Annotated in this window: 17 protein-coding genes and 1 pseudogene; 13 read left to right on the top strand and 5 right to left on the bottom strand. The window is 59.9% G+C overall.

Annotation, left to right across the window (positions count from 1 at the left end; genetic code table 11):
- Nucleotides 1-109: 109 nt before the first annotated feature.
- Nucleotides 110-2,476 carry a tetratricopeptide repeat protein gene (locus tag NL64_RS03000; protein WP_034146671.1) on the top strand — a complete coding sequence of 789 codons (2,367 nt, stop codon included), beginning with the start codon at nucleotides 110-112 and terminating at the stop codon, nucleotides 2,474-2,476.
- 234 nt (nucleotides 2,477-2,710) lie between these two features.
- Here the strand turns inward: NL64_RS03000 and NL64_RS03005 are convergent, their stop codons facing one another.
- The 4 genes and pseudogenes from NL64_RS03005 to NL64_RS03020 all read right to left on the bottom strand — a co-directional run bounded on the left by NL64_RS03005 (nucleotide 2,711) and on the right by NL64_RS03020 (nucleotide 5,511).
- The gene (locus tag NL64_RS03005; RefSeq protein ID WP_034146672.1) at nucleotides 2,711-3,205 is read right to left on the bottom strand and encodes a hypothetical protein; all 495 of its coding nucleotides are present in this window, start codon (nucleotides 3,203-3,205) and stop codon (nucleotides 2,711-2,713) included.
- Nucleotides 3,206-3,304: 99 nt separating this feature from the next.
- Nucleotides 3,305-3,843: pseudogene (locus tag NL64_RS03010) on the bottom strand (GNAT family N-acetyltransferase).
- 172 nt (nucleotides 3,844-4,015) lie between these two features.
- Nucleotides 4,016-4,996 carry a LysR family transcriptional regulator gene (locus NL64_RS03015; protein WP_034146673.1) on the bottom strand — a complete coding sequence of 327 codons (981 nt, stop codon included), beginning with the start codon at nucleotides 4,994-4,996 and terminating at the stop codon, nucleotides 4,016-4,018.
- A gap of 74 nt (nucleotides 4,997-5,070) precedes the next feature.
- Complete coding sequence (locus tag NL64_RS03020; protein ID WP_034146674.1) at nucleotides 5,071-5,511, bottom strand: carboxymuconolactone decarboxylase family protein; 441 nt, start codon at nucleotides 5,509-5,511, stop codon at nucleotides 5,071-5,073.
- 204 nt (nucleotides 5,512-5,715) lie between these two features.
- On the opposite strand from NL64_RS03020, the gene NL64_RS03025 reads away from it, so the two are divergent.
- From NL64_RS03025 to NL64_RS29995, 5 genes are all read left to right on the top strand, one after another.
- On the top strand, nucleotides 5,716-7,149 hold the full coding sequence (locus tag NL64_RS03025) for a PLP-dependent aminotransferase family protein (protein ID WP_034146675.1): 1,434 nt from the start codon (nucleotides 5,716-5,718) through the stop codon (nucleotides 7,147-7,149).
- 125 nt (nucleotides 7,150-7,274) lie between these two features.
- Nucleotides 7,275-7,568: an antibiotic biosynthesis monooxygenase family protein gene (locus tag NL64_RS03030; RefSeq protein WP_034146676.1), complete on the top strand. Its 294-nt coding sequence runs from the start codon at nucleotides 7,275-7,277 to the stop codon at nucleotides 7,566-7,568.
- A 197-nt stretch (nucleotides 7,569-7,765) separates the two neighbouring features.
- Nucleotides 7,766-8,185: a cupin domain-containing protein gene (locus tag NL64_RS03035; RefSeq protein ID WP_034146677.1), complete on the top strand. Its 420-nt coding sequence runs from the start codon at nucleotides 7,766-7,768 to the stop codon at nucleotides 8,183-8,185.
- Between the two features lie 229 nt (nucleotides 8,186-8,414).
- A complete protein-coding gene (locus tag NL64_RS03040) occupies nucleotides 8,415-9,125 on the top strand; it encodes a hypothetical protein (protein WP_034146678.1) in 711 nt (236 codons plus the stop codon).
- A gap of 289 nt (nucleotides 9,126-9,414) precedes the next feature.
- Nucleotides 9,415-10,014, top strand: a complete 600-nt coding sequence (locus tag NL64_RS29995; protein ID WP_155292708.1) for a hypothetical protein — start codon at nucleotides 9,415-9,417, stop codon at nucleotides 10,012-10,014.
- A gap of 110 nt (nucleotides 10,015-10,124) precedes the next feature.
- Here the strand turns inward: NL64_RS29995 and NL64_RS03055 are convergent, their stop codons facing one another.
- Nucleotides 10,125-15,011 (bottom strand): NAD-glutamate dehydrogenase, encoded by a 4,887-nt coding sequence (locus NL64_RS03055; protein WP_034146681.1) that lies wholly within the window; start codon nucleotides 15,009-15,011, stop codon nucleotides 10,125-10,127.
- Nucleotides 15,012-15,526: 515 nt separating this feature from the next.
- Between NL64_RS03055 and NL64_RS03060 the strand changes: the two genes are divergently transcribed.
- The 7 genes from NL64_RS03060 (at nucleotide 15,527) to NL64_RS03090 (ending at nucleotide 22,992) form a co-directional block, all read left to right on the top strand.
- On the top strand, nucleotides 15,527-15,880 hold the full coding sequence (locus tag NL64_RS03060; protein WP_034146682.1) for a hypothetical protein: 354 nt from the start codon (nucleotides 15,527-15,529) through the stop codon (nucleotides 15,878-15,880).
- A gap of 269 nt (nucleotides 15,881-16,149) precedes the next feature.
- Nucleotides 16,150-17,109 carry an AAA family ATPase gene (locus NL64_RS03065; protein WP_003218556.1) on the top strand — a complete coding sequence of 320 codons (960 nt, stop codon included), beginning with the start codon at nucleotides 16,150-16,152 and terminating at the stop codon, nucleotides 17,107-17,109.
- 5 nt (nucleotides 17,110-17,114) lie between these two features.
- Nucleotides 17,115-18,059, top strand: coding sequence for a DUF58 domain-containing protein (locus NL64_RS03070; protein ID WP_034146683.1), 945 nt, complete (start codon nucleotides 17,115-17,117; stop codon nucleotides 18,057-18,059).
- A complete protein-coding gene (locus NL64_RS03075; protein WP_034146684.1) occupies nucleotides 18,056-18,550 on the top strand; it encodes a DUF4381 domain-containing protein in 495 nt (164 codons plus the stop codon). The genes NL64_RS03070 and NL64_RS03075 overlap by 4 nt, the downstream gene beginning before the upstream one ends.
- Nucleotides 18,543-19,622 carry a vWA domain-containing protein gene (locus tag NL64_RS03080; protein ID WP_034146685.1) on the top strand — a complete coding sequence of 360 codons (1,080 nt, stop codon included), beginning with the start codon at nucleotides 18,543-18,545 and terminating at the stop codon, nucleotides 19,620-19,622. The genes NL64_RS03075 and NL64_RS03080 overlap by 8 nt, the downstream gene beginning before the upstream one ends.
- Entirely contained in the window at nucleotides 19,619-21,355 is a 1,737-nt protein-coding gene (locus NL64_RS03085) for a tetratricopeptide repeat protein (protein WP_034146686.1), read from the top strand. The genes NL64_RS03080 and NL64_RS03085 overlap by 4 nt, the downstream gene beginning before the upstream one ends.
- On the top strand, nucleotides 21,352-22,992 hold the full coding sequence (locus NL64_RS03090) for a BatD family protein (RefSeq protein WP_034146687.1): 1,641 nt from the start codon (nucleotides 21,352-21,354) through the stop codon (nucleotides 22,990-22,992). Before NL64_RS03085 ends, NL64_RS03090 begins: the two co-directional genes overlap by 4 nt.
- Nucleotides 22,993-23,313: the final 321 nt, after the last annotated feature.

The raw sequence follows: 23,313 nt of genomic DNA on the forward strand, positions 1-23,313 counted from the left end.
GCCACGACACATCACAACCAGCATTTGACACACGCCGGCCTTCCGGCAAAGCTGCATCGAGCATGAACGCGCGCCTGACGGCAAACGCACCTGGACCACGGAAGTCGCAATGCCGAAAGATAAAAATAAAGCTGTAAACCCAAACCCTGATGCGCAACCGACCCTGATCAACCGTTACCTGTTTCCCGTCACCATCGGCCTTCTGCTTTTGGCTGTGGCGGGCATCGGCTGGTTCCTGTTCAGCAGCAAACCGGCGCCCGTGACCTATGCACCGGTCAGCACGCCGGTCGCGCAAGCGCCCAAGCCGCAAGCGCAACCCGTCGCCGTGGCGCCGGCGAAAATGGTCGACGAACAACAATGCCAGGGTTGCCACAGCGCGCAGGTCAAGGACTGGCAAGGCTCCCATCACCAATTGGCGATGCAGGAAGCCACTGCCGAGACCATGCTCGGTGACTTCAACAACGTCACCTTCAAAGCGGAGAACGAAACCACCCGGTTCTCGCGCAAGGACGACGGATTCTGGGTCAACACCCCCGGCATCAACGGCAAGAACGCTGACTTCAAGGTCGCCTACACCTTCGGCATCGCGCCGTTGCAGCAATACCTGATCGAGGTCGGCGAAGGTCGCTTGCAAGCCCTCGGCATCGCCTGGGATACCGAGAAGCACCGCTGGTTTCATCTCTATCCGGGCCAAGGCGTGACCTTCAAGGACCCGCTGCACTGGAGCAAACCGAGCCAGAACGCCAACTTCATGTGCGTCGAGTGCCACACCACCGGCTACAAGCGTAATTTCGATGCTGCGAAAAACACCTTCGACAGTCAATGGAACAGCCTCGGCGTCGGCTGTCAGGCCTGTCACGGCCCAGCCTCCAACCACCTGGAATGGACCGCGAAAAAAACCGATCTGATCCACGCCGGTTTTGCCGTCGATCTCAAGGACAAGAACGCCACCGTCGAAATCGAAACCTGTGCCCGTTGCCATTCCCGCCGCGCACCGCTGGGTGATGGCTTCACCGTCGGCAAACGCCTGATGGATGATTACTTGCCAAGCGTCCTGACCCGCGAACTGTACGCCCTGGACGGCAAGATCAAGGACGAAGTCTTCGAGCACGGCTCCTTCGCCCAAAGCAAAATGTTCGACAAGGGCGTGCGCTGCAGCAATTGCCACAACCCCCACAGCACCGAACTCAAGGCACCGGGCAACGGCGTCTGCCTGCAATGCCACAACACCGCCGGCAAGACTTCGATCGAAACCGTCGATGGCAAGGGCCTGCAAGCGAAGAACTACGATTCCATCGAGCACACCCGCCACACCATGGGCCAACCGGGCTCGCAGTGCGTCGATTGCCACATGCCCGGCAAGTTCTACATGGGCAATGACTTCAGGCATGACCACAGCTTCAGCATTCCCAACCCGGAGCGCGCGAAAAAACTCGGCACACCGGACGCCTGCCTGACCTGTCACCAGGGCAAGGCCGGGGACAAGGTCACCGAGCAGTTCAAACTCTGGAACACCGCCAACGCCAGCGCGACGCAAGCCCCGCGTTACGACGAAAGCCTGTGGCTGATCCGCAACGGCCAGCCCGGCGCGGCGCAAGCCTTGTACGAGCAACTGCAACGCAGCAACCTGCCAGCGGTTCAACGAGCAACCCTGCTCGCCGAGTTGCCGCTGTATCCCAGCGAACAGGCGCTGAAGCTGGCCACCAAGGACTTGAGCAACCCGGCACCGCAAGTGCGTGAAAGCGCCGTGCGTGCGATCAGCGCGTTCCTGCCGCCAGCGGAACGTGCACCGCTGTTGGCCCCCTTGCTGAGTGATCCGGTGAGGGCTGTACGCATCGCTGCTGCCCGGGACTTGCTCAGCGTGGCGCGTACGGGATTGGGCGGTGCTCAGGACAACTGGAACGCGGCGATCGCGGAGTACGAAGCCGTACAAAAGGGCCTGGCCGAACGCGCCGAAGCCAACCTCAACCTGGCCATGCTGTATCAGGCCAGCGGTCGCAGTGGCGAAGTGGAAGGTTTGCTGCGCACTGCGCTCAAGCGTGATCCGGACTTCTACCCGGTACTGGTGACGCTGGTGCAATGGCTGGAAGCCAATGGTCGCAGCCAGGAAGCGCAATCCTTGATGGCGCAAAGCCTCAAAGACCACCCCGACTCTGCACTGCTGCAACACACCCAGGGCTTGTCGCTGGTACGTGCCGGCAAAACTGAACAAGCCATGCCGTTCCTGCACAAAGCCGCGCAACTGGAACCGCAGAGCGCGCAGTACGGTTACGTATTGGCTGTCGCCCTGCATGACAGCGGCAAGGTCGATGCGGCGTGCGAGGAACTGGAAAGGCTGTTGAAGGTGCAGCCCGCCAACCGCAATGCTCGGTTGTCGTTGATCCAGTATTACCTGAATAACGGGCAGGAACCGAAGGCTCAGGTGCTGTTGCAGGGCTGGAAGAAAATGAACATGGGCGATCCGGCGTTGAAGTGATTGGATTGACCGCCGAGCTCCTGTGGCGAGGGAGCTTGCTCCCGCTGGGACGCGCAGCGCCCCCCCAACATTTGGTCAGTCCCACCGTGTCGACAGGACTTGCGACTACTGCGCACGACAGCTCCTACCAGGATCGCGTGAAAGGAATAAACCGCGCCGTAGGACAGTCCGAGTGTGCCGGGCTCATCCCGAGCAGGCTCGCTCTCACAAGGGTTTTGGATCAGGTCAGCGAATTCAGCTGCGTTCGCGGGGGATCAGGCTTTGTAGCTGTTGCGCCAGGAAATTCGCATCGAAGGCAAAGGTATCCGGGTCTTTCAGGCCATTGGTCTTGCGCCACTGCCAACTGGTGGACGGTGGCAGGCACACCAGCGAAACGCTGCCATACCGCGCCGCCGTGAACCCCATCACCGCCACGGAAATCTGCCCGCCGACGCCCATCACATCCGGCACGAATTCCACCGGTTTGCCGGCAATCACAATGGACAGCTTTTCGGTCTTGAAGGTCGACGCTTCCACCGCCACGCTCGGCCCCGACGCGACATACGCCTCGCGGCTCACCTCCAGCAGATTCGGTACCTTGACAGGTTCCAGCCACTGCTGAATCTGATCGAACAGCTCCCCTATGCGCTTGGCCCACTCGGCCGATTGCGACTCGAACAGTTGTTTTTTGTGCGCTTCGCTGTCTGCGTAATGACGAAGCATCTCGCCCAGTTGCTGTACATCGTCCATTGCGGTGTTCCTTTGGTTGAAGCAGTGCTGCGGACATTCAGCATGGCAGATGCCCGCTGTTGGCGTACGACTAAAAGCGCGAGCGGTATTGGCCGGGGGTTACGCCTGGCTGATCGTGCGGTTGCTGGTGGGCGAGCGGCGCAGACGCGCCATGCTCAAGACATCGACCCACACACCGTCACGCACGGCATAGTCGCGAAGCAGGCCCTCGGTTTCGAAGCCGAATTTGCGGTACAGGCAGATGGCGGATTCGTTGTCGGCGTAGACGGTGAGTTCGACGCGGTGCAGGTTCATCCAGTTGTCAGCGATGTCCAGCGCGGCCGCCAGCAGTTTCGAACCGACGCCTTTGCCTTGCCACGCCAGCGCCACGCCCAGGCCGAAGGTGCCGGCATGGCTGCGACGGATGCGCGAAAACTGCTCCAGGCCAAGGTTGCCGATGACTGTTCCTCGTGCAGTGCCACCAGTTGCACCAGTCGCTCGCTATCCGACGCCAGGCGTTTACGCCAGATTTCAACAGACGGAAACGGCAACTGCGTTGACTGCCGGGTGACCTCGGGGTCGCGGTAAATCGCGGCGACGCCGTCGATGTGGGAGTCGTTGAGCCGTTCGATAGTGATGACAGCGTCAGTGACGGGCATGGGTGATTCATCCTTGAGGCAGACATGGCCGGTTACTCTACAACGCATTCTCGGGGTCTGGCGAGAACACCTGTAGGAGCGAGCCTGCTCGCGAAGCGGTATTACAGTCGGCAACGATGTTGAATGTAATGGCCTCATCGCGAGCAGGCTCGCTCCTACAATAGGATCGGGGTCAAGCTTCGAACCACTCTCGCCGCTCGTCGAAAGCATGCTGGATCAACTGGGCAATCATCTGTACCTGCTCATCCCCAGACGATTGGGCATTGACCGCCATCCACACCTGACGCTGCATCGGCTGGCTGAACAGCCCCGGCAAACCGAGCAATCCCCGATCGAATCGATGCATGTAGCCGGGCAACAAGCCGATGCAGGCACTGCAACGCACCATCTCCAGCATCAGTCCATAGGAATGCAACTGCACAACCCCGGCCAGACGTTGCTCCACCAGGTTGTTCCACGGCCGAAAACTGTCGATCTGCCGATCATGCTGCCATTGCAACAGCAGGAAATCGGCCAGGTCGTCGAGGTTGTCCGGGCGCGCGGCGACCCGTGAGTAGCGTTTGGCGATGTGTGGCAGGTAGTCGAGCCGTGCCAGGGGCCGAGGTTCGCTGACGGCAAAGCTTGGGCCTGGTAGCGCCGAATCGGTGCCGGCCAGCCATACCACCACATCGGCGCTGATCGCCTGCAGCGACAATTCGCTGTCGAGGCTGATGATGTCCAGGCGCACGCTGGCGTTGCGTCGCAGCAAAGCCACCAGGTCGCGACCGAGGATGTCGTGCAGGATTGACTCGGCCACCGCGAGGCGAACCAAGGGTTGCTCGATCACCGGCAGGTCGCGTTCGTGGGCCAGCGCGATCAATTGCGACTGCAATTGCAAGCCATCCCGACTGAGGACAAGGCCATTGTCCGAGGGGCTGAACAGCGAGCAGCGCAACTGCTTTTCAAGCTGCGCCAACTGTTTGCGTAACTGAATCGCCTTGATGTTGAGACGGCGGGCCGCCTGCATGAAACAGCCGCAACGGGCGGTCACGCTGAAACAGTGCGCCAACAGCGGATCGACCCCCATCGCCCGCGAGCGCCAGGACGTGGTGTTATCGATGGGGGCACGGTACTCGGCAATGCGTCGCTGGTTGCTGGTTTCCATGAATGACATCGAATGACTCCCTGTCGACTATCGCTGGGAATTCCATCCTGCGCATTTAACATGAAACGGGTGTGACAGCCCGGTCAGGAACTGGGACTTTGGCGAAAACTCACCGCCAGGCGGTTCCAGCTGTTGATGGTGGTGACGGCGATGGTCAGGTCGACCAGTTCGCCTTCGTTGAATTGCACCCGCGCCTGCTCATACACGTCATCCGGCACATGGCTCTCGGCGAGCAACGTCACCGCTTCGGTCCAGGCCAGCGCCGCACGCTCGCGCGGGTTGAAGAAGTTGCTGTCGCGCCAGACCACGATGGAATACAGGCGTCGATCGGTCTCGCCGAGACGTCGTGCGTCCACCGAATGCATGTCGGTGCAGAACGCGCAGCCGTTGAGCTGCGAAGCGCGGATCTTGATCAGATGCAGAAGCGCCGGTTCGATGCTCAAACTGCTGGTCAAGGCCTCCATCGCGATCATCGCTTTCATCGCTTTGGGTGAAGCGCTGTAGTAATCCAGACGCAGGGTCATGGCGCGGCCTCTCGGATCGAACGTGTCTGCCTAAGGTAGGCGCTGAAACGCTGGCGTTACAGCTCCAATTTCACGAAAAAAGCCTGAGCCACTCGGCACCAGACCAATTAACGGTTTTCCCGCTACGCAACTTCTGCATGACAAGCGGATAAGGGTAATCTTGCGCGACGCACACGCGCCTCAATTGCCCGGAGCCTCGCCGGTATGGAACTACATGTCGTCATCAACGGACGCAAAGACTTGGCAGGCCAGTTGTACAACCAACTGCGCAGCGCCATCGAATCAGGTCGCCTGGCCGCTGGGACGCAGCTTCCGCCGAGCCGCTTGCTGGCCGAGCAATTGGGGATTTCGCGCAAGACCATTTCCGATACCTACGCCCAACTGACCTACGAAAACTTCCTCACCGGCGTGATTGGCAAAGGCACCTACGTCAACGCGCGGACCTCGAAAGTCCAGCGCAAACAAAGCCATTCGGAGCTCGCCGGTTTTGAGGTGATCGAATCCTGGCGCAATTTGCCGGTGTTTTTGCGTCATCCGACGCTGGAAGGCTCGCTGCGTTACGACTTTATCGGTGGCGCCACCAGCAAGGGCCAGTTTCCCCAGGACGACTGGCGGCGTTGCACCTCCCATGCCCTGCGCCAGATTGCCGGCTCCAAGGGCTTCTACAGCCTGCCCGAAGGTCTGCCGGCGCTGCGCAATGCCATCGCGCGGCACATCGCGTTTTCCCGTGGGGTCAATTGCCAGGACGAAGACGTGGTGGTTTGCAATGGCGCCCAACAGGCGCTGGATCTGATTTCCCGGGTGCTGACGCGTCCGGGCAGCATCGTGGCCATGGAAGATCCCGGGTATCCGCCAGCGCGCCTGCTGTTCGGCACCCACGGCGCCACAGTGATCGGCGTGCCAGTGGATGCGGAAGGCATTCAGGTGGACAAGATCCCCCTGGGCACCCGGCTGATTTACGTCACCCCGTCCCACCAGTTCCCGCTGGGCATGCCCATGAGTCAGGAACGCCGCGTGGCACTGCTGGCCAAGGCCCATGAATTGGGCGCGATCATCATCGAGGACGACTACGACAGCGAATTCCGCTACGAAGGTCGCCCCACTGACTCCCTGCAAAGCATGGACGAGCGCGGGATCGTCGCCTACGTCGGGACCTTCTCCAAAACCCTCCTGCCAGAGCTGCGGCTGGGTTACGCGATCCTGCCACCGGCGATCCTCGAAGCGGTGGTGCGCGCCAAACAGCTCACCGACCTGCATACCTCCACCCTGCCCCAATGGGCGCTGGCCAAGTTCATCGCCGAAGGCTGCCTGCTCAAGCACATCCGTCGCTGCCATACGATTTATGCGGGCCGGCGTGAGCGGATCCTCGCGCGCATGGCCGGTGACCTCTCGCCGTGGCTCGAAGCGGTCCCGAGCACAGCGGGTTTTCACATGGTGGTGTTGTGCAAAGTGCCAATTGATATCGCACTGGTCATCGAACTGGCGAAAAAAGTCGAAGTGGGGCTGTATTCCATCGAAGGCTTTTTCTACCAGCGAGCGCCTCAGGCTGGGCTTCTCATGGGCTTTGGCGCCATCGAAACCCTGGACATCGACACCGCCCTCGACCGTTTGCGCGACATTCTGCAACAAGTCGCCTGACGGATTGGTCTGGGCCTTTATCCGGCGATTGGCTATTGGTGGTCCGGGGGTGCAGGCCTATCCTGCATAGGCGTTATCCCTCAATGAGCAGGATTCGTCCGGCCTGATTCAGGAGTGTGAGCCTAATGTCCTACAACGTGATCAATACCGTAAAGGTGCAGGCTGTCAGCGGCCGCTCGGATGAACTGGGTAAGCAACTGCAAAAGATTGTCGATACCCTGCGTGAGCTACCGGGCTGTGAGTCCTATATGGTCGATCGTTGCCCCGAGGACAGCAACCGCTGGACCGTCAGCGCCCACTGGCAATCGGAATCGGCGATGCAATCGCATTTCAACAGCCCTCAGGTGCAAGGCTTTATCGACTTGATCGATTGCCAATTGGCCAATGCTGTCGACTTCAACAGTTTTCCGATTCGCTAAAGCAAGATCAAAAGATCGCAGCCTGCGGCAGCTCCTACATTGGAATACGTTCCCTGTAGGAGCTGCCGAAGGCTGCGATCTTTTGCTTTTTTACCCTTTCGATTGGTCCCCTGACCTTCCCGAGAATTGGCTGTTTGTTTGCGTCCACTGGCGGAATAGATTGGTCCCTGACAACCAACCACTTCAGGTGATCAACCATGAACGTTTTGCGCCTCTGTGCTGCCCCTTTCGCTGCCCTTGCCTTGACCATTGGCGTCCCGGCGTTTGCCCATGAAGCCAGTGACCCTTCGGAAAAAGTCACCGTACTGCAAGACCAAATGCTGAAAAACGCTCCAGGCAAAAAGGCTTTGATGATCGAAGTCGACTACAAGCCAGGCCAATCGTCCATCGCCCACAAACATGACGGCACGGCCATGGCCTATGTGCTTTCGGGCTCAATCACTTCTCAGGTGAAGGGCGAAAAAGCGGTCACCTACAAGGCCGGTGAGTATTGGTACGAACCCGCCGGTTCGGAACATCTGGTCTCGAAAAACGCCAGCGCGACTAAACCGGCGAAGCTGTTGGTGTTCATGGTGTTGTCGCCGGATGAGAAAGTGTTGATCCCCCTGAAAAACTGATCGCTGAATCCACAGCTATAAATAAAAGCGCCCAAACTCTCGATTGGGGCGTTTTTATTTCCTCAAGCAATTAACCGAACGCCTTTAAACCAAACAAAACTATTGGCTAGCTAATCACCACGCAGATTGGCTATTTCATTCGATGGCGCACGGTTTAGTCTGGAGTCACTGCCGAGCATATTCGGCAACTGTAACTTTCCGACCGAAGTTGTTTCACTGGAGAAACACCATGAAACTTGCGTTTGTCAGTTCATTGACCATGACCGTTTTAATCACCGGATGCTCGGTGCCCACGGCGCCTTCAGCGGTGACGCCGCTGGACGGTATCTTCACGCATCCCGTGGGTCGCAGCGGCGCCACAAGCATTCCCAACGGCAATAACGTTTCGCTGGGCATCGTCTATAGCCACAACACCCAGACCAACCGTGCCTACCTGCAGGATTACCGGTCCAACGCCGGCACCGGCTTCGGCCAGAGTCTGTTGGTGCAGTCGATTCATGACGCCTATGTCGCCACCTCAAAACCCGATCTGGCGGTGGAATGGGTCGAGGCGTCTCTAAAACGGCAGTTCGGCTCGGTCACGGTGTATCCGGACATGCAAAGCCTTCAGGCGGCAAAACCGGATGTGCTCGCAATTGTCGACAGTCGCAGCCAATTGATCACCTCGCGCAGTTCGGATGTCGAAGCGAATGTCAGCGCCGATTTCTATGACAAGAACTTGAATTACTTAGGCACTGCGCAGGGGCATGACGCCAAAGCACTGAGCCCGGTCTGGGCGGACTATAAACGCAGTGAAGACATCGTTGCGGATATACATGAGCAACAGAATGTTCAAGTCCGGGCGCTGCAGAAGTTTGACCAGTCGCTCAGTAATTTACTGACCAGCCCGACAGAAAAAGTGTCGATGATTGAAGATTTCAACCGAAAAGAACTGTATTGAACGACACGAAATTTGTGGGAGCGGGCTTGCCCGCGATAGCGTAATCACAGTTGCCATCAACGTTAAATGTGATGACTTCATCGCGGGCCAGCCCGCTCCCACAGAGATCTGCATCGAATTCAAATATTGTATTACCGCCCTATCATTGCGACACGATTAACCTAAGCCACACAATCAAAATTTCGTTACCTTGAATCTGGCGCGCAACGCTTTACACCTCATTAACTTGCATAAGCGCAAAGCCACTATTAAAGCCAAACAAAACAATCAAATATTCAAGGATGAACATATGAGTGAAAATCAGCAGCGTTCTTTTACAGCTAAAATAAAATGCAATGCACTCAGAATGACTTTTTTCGAGAAAATATATCATCGAGCTTACTTGAAAGAACATCCCGCACTCTTCGCAAATACGATTGCCACTCGTAATGACAGTTGGTCCCGCCCTTACTATGACACCAACAACTTGGGACCTGGCATGGGCATTGGTTATCGGAAACCCAGGCCGGGCGAAGTCGGCTGGAACGAACCCATCGATATGTTGCTACATTTCAGGTGTTATGACGATTACTACAACCTGCAAATTTTGACCCCACGTTACTTAAATAAATACATCAGTAAAAACAGTGACGGTTCTTTGGGGGCATTTCCAGCAGCTGGGGGTGACACCACGTCATTCAATTTGTTGGACGCTGAACTAAACATCATTACGCTGGACGATATGACCACCGACAATCCAACCGTTTACCTTCAAGCACGCAACGCAGGAATCATTAAAAAAGTCCTGCTGGATCCAACACGTGACCATTATTGCTTTCACGATACTGTGGGCGAAAACACAACATTCGACTTGCAAATAATCGACAGAAACGCGGCGCCTCGCGACTAGCCTGCTTATGTACTAAAAAACCAACGGCTGCATAAAGAACCGATCAAATAAGCCCAATAATAAAAAAGCCCCGCATCTCTCAATGCGGGGCTTTTTCATTCAACGCCTGATCAGGCCGCCGGTTCCAGCTCGGCGACGACAGTGGCTGGCACCACCGCTTGACCGCTCAACGCCAGGTCCAGCAGCTCGCGGTTGGCCACCGCGTACATGGCGTAGTCCGTACCGCTGGCGGCACGCAGTTCCACCAGCATGGCGCGCCAGCGTTCGATCATGCTCTCGTGCTGCGACATCCACAGCGCCAAGCGTGCTTCCACGTCCTGGGTGCCGTCGCCCTGTTGCAACACCGAGATGGTGATCGCACGTTGCTGCCAGTCGACGTCATCACGGAACGCTTCACGGGCCAGGGCTTGCCAGTTGTTTTCAACCGGCAGAGCACTGATCTGTGCCAGATACCAGGTAATGTCCAGCGCGCTGCCCACGGCGAAGTACGCCTTGGCCACGTCGGCAGGATCCTGGCCAGTCACGTCGGAAGCTTCGATGATCGGCAGCAGCGTGTACAGGTGCGTGGTGCCAGCCACCATGCGCGCCAGCAACTCTGGCACACCGGCTTCGACGTACGCCTGATAACGGGTCTGCCACGTTTCGCGGATCTCGCCACTGAGCAATTCGTCGAGTTTGAGGCCCAACGCCGCCAGATGTGGACCGAAGTGCGCGACGTCACGGGCAGCATTCTGCTCGTTGCGACGGGCACGCAGGAACCAGCGCGTGGCGCGACGACCCAGACGCATCAACTCATCCATCAGCTCCAGCTGCACGTCGGCGGAAACCTTGTAGTCCAGGTTTTCAATCTGACGGAACCAATGCGGGAGGTGGAAAATGTCACGCACGATCACATAAGCGCCGGCCACGTTCGCCGGGCTCATGCCGGTCGACTCTTTGAGTCGTTGAACGAAGGTAATGCCCATGTGGTTGACCAGATCGTTGGCGATCTGGGTGCTGACGATTTCGCGCTTCAGACGGTGACGGCGCATGGCTTCGGAGAACTTGCTCACCAGAGTCGGCGGGAAAGCGGTTTCCATATCGCGGGTCAGGTAGTCGTCGTCCGGCACCAGGGAGCCCAGCAGTTGCTCCTTGAGGTCGATCTTGCTGTAGGAAATCAGCACCGACAGCTCGGCACGGGTCAGGCCATGGCCTTCGGCGACACGCTCGTTGAGCGCTTCTTCCGACGGCAGGAACTCGATGGCGCGATCCAGCTTGCCGCGACCTTCCAGATCGTTCATCAAACGCTTGTATTCGGCAATTCGCGGCAACGCACGACGAGCAGCCAGGGACAATGCCTGAGTCTGCTTGTAGTTGTTGCCCAGCACCAGGCCACCGACTTCGTCGGTCATGCTCGCCAGCAATTGGTTACGTTGCTTGTCGGTCATGTCGCCGGCCTGAACCACTTCGTTCAGCAGGATCTTGATGTTCACTTCGTGGTCGGAACAGTCCACGCCACCGGCGTTGTCGATGAAGTCGGTGTTGGAGCCGCCGCCATTGATACCGAATTCCACACGACCCAATTGGGTCATGCCGAGGTTACCGCCCTCGCCCACCACTTTGCAGCGCAGTTCGTTGCCGTTCACGCGCAGTGCATCGTTGGCCTTGTCGCCAACATCGGCGTGGCTTTCGCTGCTGGCCTTGACGTAAGTACCGATACCGCCGTTCCACAACAGATCCACCGGTGCCTTGAGCAAGGCATTCAGCAGTTCAGTCGGGGTCAGCTTGTCAGCCTGGATGTCGAAGCGTTCCTGCATCTGCGGGGAAATCGCGATGCTCTTCGCGCTACGCGAGAAGATGCCGCCGCCTTCGGACATGATGCTGGTGTCGTAATCCGACCAGGCCGAACGCGGCAGGTCGAACAGGCGTTGACGCTCGACGAAGCTGGTCGCCGGGTTCGGGTTCGGGTCGATGAAGATGTGCAGGTGGTTGAACGCGGCAACCAGTTGCAGCTTGTCGGACATCAACAAGCCGTTACCGAACACGTCACCGGCCATGTCGCCGACGCCCACGACAGTGATGCTGTCTTCCTGGACATTGATGCCGCGCTCGCGGAAGTGGCGCTGTACGCCGACCCACGCGCCCTTGGCGGTGATGCCCATTTTCTTGTGGTCGTAACCGGCAGAACCACCGGACGCAAACGCGTCACCCAGCCAGAAGCCGTAGTCGATGGCGATGCCGTTGGCGATGTCGGAGAAGGTCGCTGTGCCTTTGTCCGCGGCCACTACCAGGTACGGGTCATCGTCGTCATGACGCACGACGTTGGCCGGTGGCACCAAGGCGCCATCCTTCAGGTTGTCGGTGATGTCCAACAGGCCCGAAATGAAGATGCGGTAGCAGGCGATGCCCTCGGCCGCGATCTCGTCACGGCTGCCGCCCAGTGGCAGGCGACGCGGCAGGAAGCCGCCCTTCGCACCCACCGGCACGATCACCGAGTTCTTCACTTGCTGGGCTTTTACCAGGCCCAGGACTTCAGTACGGAAGTCTTCTTCACGGTCAGACCAGCGCAGGCCACCACGGGCCACGTTGCCGAAGCGCAGGTGCACGCCTTCGACGCGCGGCGAGTAGACGAAGATTTCGAACTTCGGCACCGGCTTCGGCAGCTCAGGAATCAAGTGCGGGTTGAACTTGAAGCTGAAGTACGACTTGTTATGGCCGTTGGCGTCAGTCTGATAGAAGTTGGTACGCAGGGTCGCCTTGATCAGGTCCAGGTAGCGACGCAGGATGCGGTCTTCGTTCAGTACCTGAACGTCGTCCAGCGCAGTCAGGATCGCGTGTTCCAGACGCTGTTCGAGATCGTCGCTGCTGAGCTTGCGCGCCAGGTAGAAACGGGTCTTGAACAACCGGGTCAATTCGCGAGCGATGTCGGTGTGGTTGTTCAGGGTGCTGGCGATGTAACCGAGGTCGAAGCCCAGGCGGATCTGTTTCATGTAACGGGCGTAGGCACGCAGCAGCGCCACGTCGCGCCATGGCAGGCCGGCGGTCAGCACCAGACGGTTGAACGCATCGTTCTCGGCATCACCGCGCACGATGTGGACGAACGCGTCCTGCAAAGTGTCGTTGAGTTGCTGGATGTCCAGTTCCAGCCCTTCGGCTGCGGTGAACGCGAAGTCATGAATCCAGAACTCGCGGCCGTTGTTGTGACGCAGGCGGTACGGGAATTCACCCAGCACGCGCAGGCCGAGGTTTTCCAGGATCGGCAACACGTCGGACAGTGCCAGCGGGGTATCGGCGTGGTACAGCTTGCAATGCAGCTCACGTTGACCGGAGACCTGGCCCAGCGGCTGATAAAAGCTCATCACCAGCGGATTTTTTTCGCTGAGGTTCAGCAGGTGCTGCATGTCGACCACAGCCGAGTGGGCAGCAAAACGCTCGCGATAACCGGCCGGGAAGCCTTTCGGGAAGTCGGCCAGCACGTTGGTGCCGTGGGCTTCGCCGAAGGTCTCGACGGTCAGCGCGGAGTAATCGTCCTGCCAGCTGCGGCAGGCCTGGATCACTTCGTTTTCCAGCTGTTGCGGGTCGATGTCGATACGGTTTTTCGGGTCAACGCGCAGGATCAGTTGCACGCGGGCCAGCACGGACTCGGAGAAGAAAGTCCAGAACTCGCAATCCGAGGCTTTCAGGCGATCCATCAGCACTTGCTGGATCTTCTGGCGCACTTCGGTGGAGTAGATGTCACGCGGCACGTAGGCCAGGCAGTAGCAGAAACGGCCGTACGGGTCTTTGCGCAGGAACACGCGAATCTTGTTGCGTTCCTGGATCTGCACGATCGACATCACGGTGCTGAACAGCTCGTCCACCGGGGTCTGGAACAGATCGTCGCGCGGCAGCACTTCAACCACCTGAGCCAATTCTTTGCCCAAGTGAGCCTTGGCCTGGAAGCCGGAACGGCGCTCGATTTCCGCGACCTTGCGGCGGATGTACGGGATGACCCGCACGCTCTCGCCATACACCGACGAGGTGTACAGGCCCATGAAACGGCATTCCTTGATGACGTTGCCGTCGGCGTCGATTTCGCGGATCGACACGTAATCAGGGTAAGCCGGACGGTGTACTCGGCTTGGGTGCGCAGCCTTGGCGAACGACAACAGGGTCGGTTCGCGCAGGTAGTTCACGGCGTAGTCTTCGATGCGCAGGTCATCGTAGGTCAGGCCGGCGCGCAGCAATTTGGTCAGGCCGAGGAAGGAGTTCTGGTCGTAGACGATGTGGCCGCCATCGGCCTCATCGCGAACCACGAATTCTTCGTAACCCAGGAAGGTGAAGTGGTTGCCCACCAGCCATTCCAGGAAGCTTTTGATTTCAGCTTTCTCGTCGGCATCGACGACAAACTTGCTGCTGTCCAGGTTGGTCAGGATTTCCTGGACCTTGGCTTTCATCGGCTCGAAATCGGCCACCGCAACGCGCACTTCACCGAGCACTTGTTCCAGCTCTTTGGTCAGCACGTTCAATTCAGCGGTGTTGGCGCAACGGTCGATTTCCAGGTACATCAACGACTCTTGCAGCACGTCGTCGCCCTGGGTGCCTTTGGGCAGGATTTCCAGCAGCTCGCCCTTGCTGCCGCGACGTACGCTCAGCACAGTGGTTTGCAGGGTATGAATGCTGTAGCCGCGACGGTTCAGCTCGGTGCGCACCGAGTCCACCAGGAATGGCAGGTCGTGGTGCAGCACTTCGACCGCGGTGTGGGTCGACTGCCAGCCGTGACGTTCGTAATCGGGGTTGTAGACGCGCACTTGCGGTTGCGCGTGATCGAAGCGCTCAAGCAGGCGCCACGCAGAAAGGGTACAGCCAGCGAGGTCGGACAACCGACGTTGGGTCAGCTCGTCCAGGGAAATGATGCCGAAGAATTGTTCAGCGAACAGCGCCACTTGTGGCAGTGCCTGTTCACTGATGTGCTGCGCCAGTGCCGCTTGCAGTTGGTGCTGGAAGTCGGCTTTGCTGGCTGCGGTGAAGAACGCCATCTGTGGTACTCCGCTTGGGCTTGTTATTGATGGAAGCGTCGCGCGAAACCCCTTTCGGGGCTACGTTTCAAAGCTAGCCGTCACCCGGTTCCTGATTCTCGGGCAGAGGAAACAGGGTGACAGGTGGGTGAAGCTGGACGGGACACTCTGGTCACATTCACCTTCCGTGAATGGGCATCTGCAAAAACGACTGGGCTGTGTGCAGCGCAATGTCTTTACGGGTGCTCATCCGTTGCGCAGCTTAACGAGTGCGGCAAGGCCCGTGCTTGCGGTGCTGCGACATATTCGGTCAACGGTACGCTGCTCAGGGCGCACGCTTCGAACAACACTAGCAGCCGCACAGGAAAACGGCGGTTTTCCGTCCGGTTTTACGGTACATCCGTACCAGAAATGACCAGCAACACTTTGCTTGTTCACGACACGCTCTCTAACACTCAAACGAGCAGAAATTCCACGAGGCTGGCAGAATCGCGTTTTGTTCGTTTTCACAACGCTCGTCGAGCCAGGAACTACCCATGCAAATGACCACCGCCCTCTTGATCGTCAACCCGTGCGATGACGAAGAAGACAACATGGCCATGCTCTGCTGCCACAGCGAAAAGGGCGAAATGTTCCTGATGAGCCGATATCCGGACGAAGATGAGCTGGAAATAACTCTGGATGGCGAGCCGTCGACGCTGGACGGCGTGAAAGTCACTCTGAGCCCTACCCTGCTGAAGATCGAAATCGCTGCAGCGGATGCCGATGCGTTGAATGGGGATGATGTGCTGGAGATCACCTTCAACCCGGACATGGTGGATATGGCGGAAGTTGAGGAAACCCTGAAGAACATTCTTGACGGTACTGGCACCTTCATCAGCCAGATTTGAGGCGCTTGATCTGCCTTCATCGCGAGCAGGCTCACTCCTACAATAGATCGTCGTACACCTTCAATGTAGGAGTGAGCCTGCTCGCGATAGGGCCGGCACAGCCACCCAATCACTCCCCTGCTACAAAAATCCGCTATCTGCCCCAACCATTTCCCGCACTTTGCACAAAATGCCGTTAGTCGCCGCACCCCGCGATGGATTAAAGTAACGCCCCCAGCCCTGGCGTATTACGCACGACCTCGGCCTTCCATTTCCAGGAACAGTCATCGATGGAACATCGTGAAGCGCTGCTAGCGCTGCGAACCTTTCTTTCAACGCAGATTCTCGGCCAGGAAAAACTCATCGAGCGCTTGCTCATCGCCCTGCTTGCCGACGGCCACATGCTGGTCGAGGGCGCTCCTGGCCTGGCCAAGACCAAGGCCATCAAAGAACTGGCAGAAGGCATCGAAGCGCAGTTCCATCGCATCCAGTTCACCCCCGACCTGTTACCTGCCGACATCACCGGCACGGAAATCTATCGTCCGGAAACCGGCAGCTTCGTGTTCCAGCAAGGCCCGATCTTCCATAACCTGGTGCTGGCGGACGAAATCAACCGTGCGCCGGCCAAGGTTCAATCGGCGTTGCTCGAAGCCATGGCCGAGCGCCAGGTCAGCGTCGGGCGCAGCACTTATGAGTTGTCGCCGCTGTTCCTGGTGATGGCTACGCAGAACCCTATCGAGCAGGAAGGCACCTATCCGTTGCCCGAAGCGCAGCTCGACCGCTTCCTGATGCATGTGAAAATCGGCTTCCCGGACGCCGCCGTCGAACGCCGCATCCTGCAACAGGCCCGTGGCGAAGCGTTGAACGGTGAAACCAAACCCGAACGCCGAGTCAGCCAGCAGGCCATTTTTGCCGCACGCAAGGAAATCCTCGGCTTGTACATGGCCGATGCCGTGGAGGAATACCTGGTGCAACTGGTCATGGCCACGCGCACACCCGCCAAGTTCGACCCCGAGATGGCCGAGTGGATCGCCTACGGCGCCAGCCCTCGCGGCTCCATCGCCCTCGACCGCTGTGCCCGGGCCCACGCCTGGCTCGCCGGGCGCGATTTCGTCAGCCCGGAGGACATTCAAGCGGTGCTGTTCGACGTGTTGCGCCACCGCATTATCCTGTCCTTTGAAGCCGAAGCCGCTGGCATCGACCAGGACCGGGTGGTCCAGCGGATTCTCGACGTCGTAGCCGTCGCTTGACCCCGATGAACGCCCTCCTGCCGCCCCAACCGGGTATCCGCATCACGCTCGCCGAGTTGATCGAGATGCGTCATCGCGTGCGCGAAGTGCAGCTGTTTTCCACGCCGAGCCAGCGCAGCCCGCTGATTGGCCTGCACCATTCCAAGTTGCGCGGCCGTGGCGTGGATTTCGATCAGGTGCGGGTCTATCAGGCCGGCGACGACGTGCGCACCATCGACTGGCGCGTCACCGCGCGAACCCAGGAACCGCACACCAAGTTGTTCCACGAAGAACGCGAACGACCGATTTTCATCATGGTCGAGCAGAGCCGTCGTTTGTTTTTCGGCTCGGGACTGATGTTCAAATCCGTGCTGGCCGCCCAGGCCGCCAGCCTGATTGGCTGGGCCGCGCTCGGGCACAACGATCGCGTCGGCGGGCTGGTGTTCGGTGACAACGAGCACTACGAAATCAAACCCCGGCGCAGCAAGCAGAGCCTGCTGCAATTGCTCAACCGGCTGGTGCGGGTCAACCAATCGCTGCACACCGAAAGCGAGCCGGACCGCGATGCCTTTGGCATTGCCTTGCGTCGTGCCCGCGAAGTGTTGCGTCCCGGCAGCCTGGTCATTGTGATTTGCGACGAGCGCGCCTTGTCCGAGAGTGCCGAACAGCAACTAAGCCTGTTGTCGCGCCATTGCGACCTGTTGCTGCTGCCGGTGTCCGATCCACTGGACCACGCCCTGCCCGCTGCCGGCCTGCTGCGCTTTGCCGAACGCGGCGCACAACTGGAACTCGACACACTCAATTTCGAATTGCGCCAGACCTATCGTGCCCAGGCCGAAACACGCATCGCTCGCTGGGAATTGCTGGCGCAAAAGCTTCGGGTATTGCTGATGCCATTGAGCACCCAGAGCGAAATGGTCGAGCAACTGCGCGAATACCTCAACCCAGAGAAACCGGGGAAAGGTCGATGAGCAGCCTTGATCAACTGCAACCGCTGATTTCCCCGCCGGCAATCGGCTTCTGGCCGCCGGCGCCGGGTTGGTGGTTGCTGCTGTTGTTACTGCCTGCCATTGGATTCGGCCTGTGGAAGCTGCGGCGCTTCATTCCTGCCCGCAAACCCATCGTTCGCGCCGAGCAACCCCTGGACCCGGTGCGCGTTGCCGCGCTGGCAGAACTGGCGCTGATGCCCAAGCCCTACGATGGCGCGCCCGCCGGTGCCTGGCTGCAACAACTCAACGGCCTGCTCAAACGCCTGTGCCGCAACCATTATCCGTACAGCCAGAGCCATACCCTCAACGGTCGCAAATGGCTGGCATTCCTCGACAACCGCTGCCCGGCGGCCGGTCTGACCCGCTGGATGGTGTTGGTGGAAGGTGCCTACAAGCCCGAATGCAAACTCGACGATAAAGCCATCGCTGGCCTGACTCAGGCGGTCGATACCTGGATTCGCAAACATGTTTGAGTTCGCCTGGCCGTGGATCTTCGCGCTGCTGCCGCTGCCGTGGCTGATGCGCATCCTGCTGCCGGTCGCCGACAGTGGCGAACCGGCGCTCAAGGTCAGCTTCCTCGGCGACCTCGAAGGCCTCGCCCGACGCCGTGCCCGCGCGAACCTGCCGGCTTGGCGCCAACAAGCGCCGTTCCTGCTGTTGTGGTTGATGCTGCTCACCGCCGCCGCGCGCCCGCAATGGCTCGGCGAACCGCTGCCGATTGCCGCCAGCGGTCGCGACCTGTTGGTGGCGGTGGACGTGTCCGGTTCCATGGATTTCCCTGACATGCAGTGGCAGGACGAAGACGTCAGCCGCCTGACCTTGGTCCAGCACTTGCTCGGTGATTTCCTCGAAAGTCGCGAAGGCGATCGCGTCGGCCTGATCCTCTTCGGCAGCCAGGCCTACGTGCAAGCGCCACTGACTTTCGACCGGCACACCGTGCGCGTCTGGCTCGATGAAGCGCGCATCGGCATTGCCGGCAAAAACACCGCTATCGGCGATGCCATCGGCCTGGCCCTCAAGCGCCTGCGACAACGTCCGGCGCAAAGCCGCGTACTGATTCTAGTAACGGACGGCGCCAACAACGGCGGCGAGATTGCCCCGATCACCGCCGCACGCCTGGCGGCCAAAGAAGGGGTGAAAATCTACCCGATCGGCATCGGCGCCGACCCGGAGCAAAGCGGCACGCTGGGCTTTCTGGGAATTAATCCGAGCCTGGACCTTGATGAGCCATCGCTGAATGCAATCGCCGAAGCCACGGGTGGGCGCTATTTCCGCGCCCGCGACGGCAAGGAGTTGCAAGCGATCAAGGAAACCCTCGACCAACTGGAACCCGTGACCCAGCAACCGACTCAGGCCCGCCCGGCCCAAACGTTGTATCAGTGGCCATTGGCAATGGCGCTGCTAATGAGCATTCTGCTGGTGATCCGCGAGCTCTGGCCGGATAACCCGCTGCAACGCCTGTTTACCAAGGATCTGTTTTTGCAATCGCAACTGCCTGACTGGCGTCAGCGCCTCAATCGCCTGCGTCTGCGGAGGCGCCGATGAGCGCGCTCTGGCCTTACTGGTTCCGTCCCTGGTGGCTGTTGTTGCTGCCGCTGTTGGGCTGGTTGCTCTGGCAACTCTGGCATCGGCAGAAGCGCGCCGGACGCTGGCAGATGATTCTGCCGCCCGCTTTTCATGCGGTGTTGCTCAGTGGTGGCAATGGCCGCGACAGCAAGCTGCCGTGGATCGCCTTGGGCGTGGCCTGGCTGCTGACGATATTTGCGCTGCTCGGGCCAAGCTGGGAGCGTGTCGAGCAACTGAGCCAAAAACCCGCCGACCCGTTGGTGGTGATCCTCGAACTGACCCCGGAAATGCTCGCCACCGACGTTCAGCCAAATCGCCTGGAACAGGCTCGGCGCAAGCTCTTCGACCTGCTGCAATACCGCAGCGACGCGCAGACGGCGATCGTTGTTTATGCCGGCAGTGCGCACACCCTCGTGCCACTGTCGGATGATCTGTCCACCAGCCGCAATCTGCTGGACGCCCTCAAACCGTCGCTGATGCCCGAAACCGGCCATCGCGCGGATCTGGCGGTGGGCAAAGCCCTGACGCTGCTAGATCAAGCCGCCCTCGGTGATGGCCGCATCCTGCTGATCGGCTCGTCCCTGACAGAACAAGAACGCCTGGGAATTCGCCGCGAGCTGAGCGGCAAGTCCACGCAGTTTCTGATGCTCGGCATCGGCACCGCCGAAGGCGCACCGATTACCCAGGAGGACGGCAGTTTCCTCAAGGACGAACAGGGCGCGATTCTGGTGCCGCACCTGGACGAGCCCGGCCTCAAAGCTTTTGCCAACGACCTGGATGGACGTTATCGCCACGCGCGCTTGAGCGACGCAGACCTGCGTGCCCTTGGTCTGCTCGATGGTCCCCGACATTTGCGCAATGACGGTCAGACCCTGCGTCTCGACACCTGGGCCGATCAAGGATACTGGTTGCTGTTGCCGCTGCTGTTGCTGGCGGCCTGTGCTGGCCGCCGCGGCTGGTTGCTGTGCCTGCCGTTGTTATGGCTGGTGCCGCAGTCGAGCTATGCCTTCGAGTTCCAGGATCTGTGGTTGCGTCCCGACCAGCAGGGCCAGCATCTGCTCAAGCAGAAACGCCCGGCCGAAGCCGCGCAGCGTTTCGAAGATCACCAGTGGCAAGGCGTTGCCCTGTATGAAGCCGGCGACTACAGCGGCGCCGCCCAGCGGTTCGCCGAAGGCAACGACGCCCACGCCCACTACAATCGAGGCAATGCCCTGGCCAGAAGTGGCGAGCTCGAAGCGGCGCTGGATGCTTACGATCAGGCACTGGAACGCCAACCCGACCTGCGTCCGGCGCTGACCAACAAGGCCTTGGTGGAAAGCCTGCTCAAGCAGAAAAACACCCCGCCCGCCGCCGAGCCGGACAACGCCACCAGCGAACAGCCGCAGACTCCACCAGAATCACCCCCCTCTGATACGGCTCAAGCGTCGAGCACGGGTGAGCCGAAGTCTGAAGAGCAACAGGCCAAACCCGGCACCGAGCAAGCGTCCACGAAACCACCTCGCCCCGGCACCAACGAAGTTCCGGGCAGCGAACTGGGGGATGAGCAACACACCACGCCGCCCATGCGCCCGGCCAGCGACAGTATCGATGACGAACAGCAGCAGGCGCTGGAGCAATGGCTGCGACAGATCCCGGATGATCCGGGAGAATTGCTCCGACGCAAATTCTGGTACGAACAGCAACAACATCAGGATCAGGGAAAAACTCGATGACCCGCTTCACCGCCTTCATGCTCGCCTCACTGCTATGGACCGCTCAGGCCCAGGCTGCGGGGCTGGTCGCCAGCGTTGATCGCACCCGCCTGAACTCTGGCGAGACGATCGAACTGACACTGGAATCCAGTGACGTGACGCAGTTCGGCAAACCCGACCTGGCGCCCCTGGAGTCACTGTTCGAAGTGCGCGGCACCCGTCAGGTCAACCAATTGACCACGCTGAACGGCGACAATCGGGCGACCACCCGCTGGATCGTCACCCTTCTGCCGCTACAGAACGGCAGCGTGGTGATCCCGTCGCTGAAGCTGGGCGACGTCGAGAGTCAGCCGATCACCGTGCAAGTGGTCGAAAGCGAAAGCCAAAACACCGCGAGCAAACTGGCGCCGGTGTTCATCGATGCCAGCCTCGATCAAACCAGCGTCTACGTGCAGGCACAGGCGATACTGACCTTGCGTATCTACCATTCGGTGTCGCTCTACGATGACAGCAGCCTGCCACCGCTGCAGATTCCCGATGCGCGAATCGAACAATTGGGCGAGTCCCGCACCTACGAAAAAGACATCAACGGCGTGCGCCACGGCGTGATTGAAATGCGCTACGCGATCTACCCGCAACACAGCGGTGAGCTGATCATTCCGGGGCAGATCTTCAATGCCGCACTGGTGGATGCACAGCCCGCCCAGGACGCGACAGCCCAGTCACCGAAATCCGGCAAGCTGATGCGCATCAGCTCCGGCGAGCTTCTGCTGACGGTCAAGGCCAAACCGACCACCTACCCTGCTGACTTGCCATGGCTGCCGGCGCGTAGCCTGACCTTGAGCGAGAGCTGGAGCCCGGAACCCGAGCACGTCCAGGTCGGCGACTCCATGACCCGCAGCCTTACCGTGAAGGCCGAAGGCCTGGCGAGTTCGCAACTGCCGCCGCTGCCCGGAACCGAAGTGAGCGGTTTGCGTCGCTATCCGGATCAACCGGTGCTGGGCAACCAGAACACCGATCGTGGCCTGGTCGGCAGTCGTGAAGATCGCGAGGCGCTGGTGCCGGCCCGCAGTGGGTCCATCGAGCTGCCCTCGGTGGACGTAGTCTGGTGGAACACCTTTGAAGACCATCTGGAACACAGCAGCCTTCCCGCCCGCACCCTGCAGGTGGCGGCCAATCCGAGCCTGATGGTCGACACCCCGGCCGGCAACTCCCCGGTCAATGCCAGTGCCGACAGCGAAAGCCTCTGGCGCTGGAAGCTCAGCAGCCTGATCCTCGCCTGCACCACCCTCCTCGGCTTCGGCCTCTGGTGGCGCGCCCGCTGGCAACCGGCAGTCGCGCGCACCGCACAAACCGGCCCGAGCCCGCGCACCGTGCTCGACGAGCTCAAGCGCGCCTGCCAGGCGAATGACCCCCAAGCCACCCGTCAGGCGCTCGACGCCTGGGCCCGGCAACAACCGGAAACCCTGGCCGACATGGCCGCGCGCTTCGTACCACTTTCCGACGCCCTCGACGGCTTAAACGGCGCGCTGTACAGCGAAACCGGCCAGCATTGGCAAGGTGAGGATTTGTGGCGCGCGATTCGGACGATCCCGATCGCCGAGCGGGTGCAGGACCTCACGGGCGACAGTGGCTTGCCGCCGCTGTACCCCAAATAACCTAAGCAACGCGAGTTTGTGGCGAGGGAGCTTGCTCCCGCTCGGTTGCGAAGCAGCCGTAGACAAGTGATCCGGCGCCCTTGAAAAACGGGTATCCGAATGAGGGGCCGCTTCGCAGCCCAGCGGGAGCGAGCTCCCTCGCCACAGGTTAAGTGGTGTGATCGTATCTATCGGCGATTCGGAAGACGCCAATGGCTTGCCGCCGCTGTACCCCAAATAACCCGCGATATTCCGGGCAGCGCTATTTGTGGCGAGGGAGCTTGCTCCCGCTCGGTTGCGAAGCAGCCGTAGACAAGTGAACCGGCGCCCTTGAAAAACGGG

It is taken from the genome of Pseudomonas fluorescens (genome assembly GCF_000802965.1).
In the GTDB taxonomy this organism is placed as follows: Bacteria; Pseudomonadota; Gammaproteobacteria; order Pseudomonadales; family Pseudomonadaceae; genus Aquipseudomonas; species Aquipseudomonas fluorescens_A.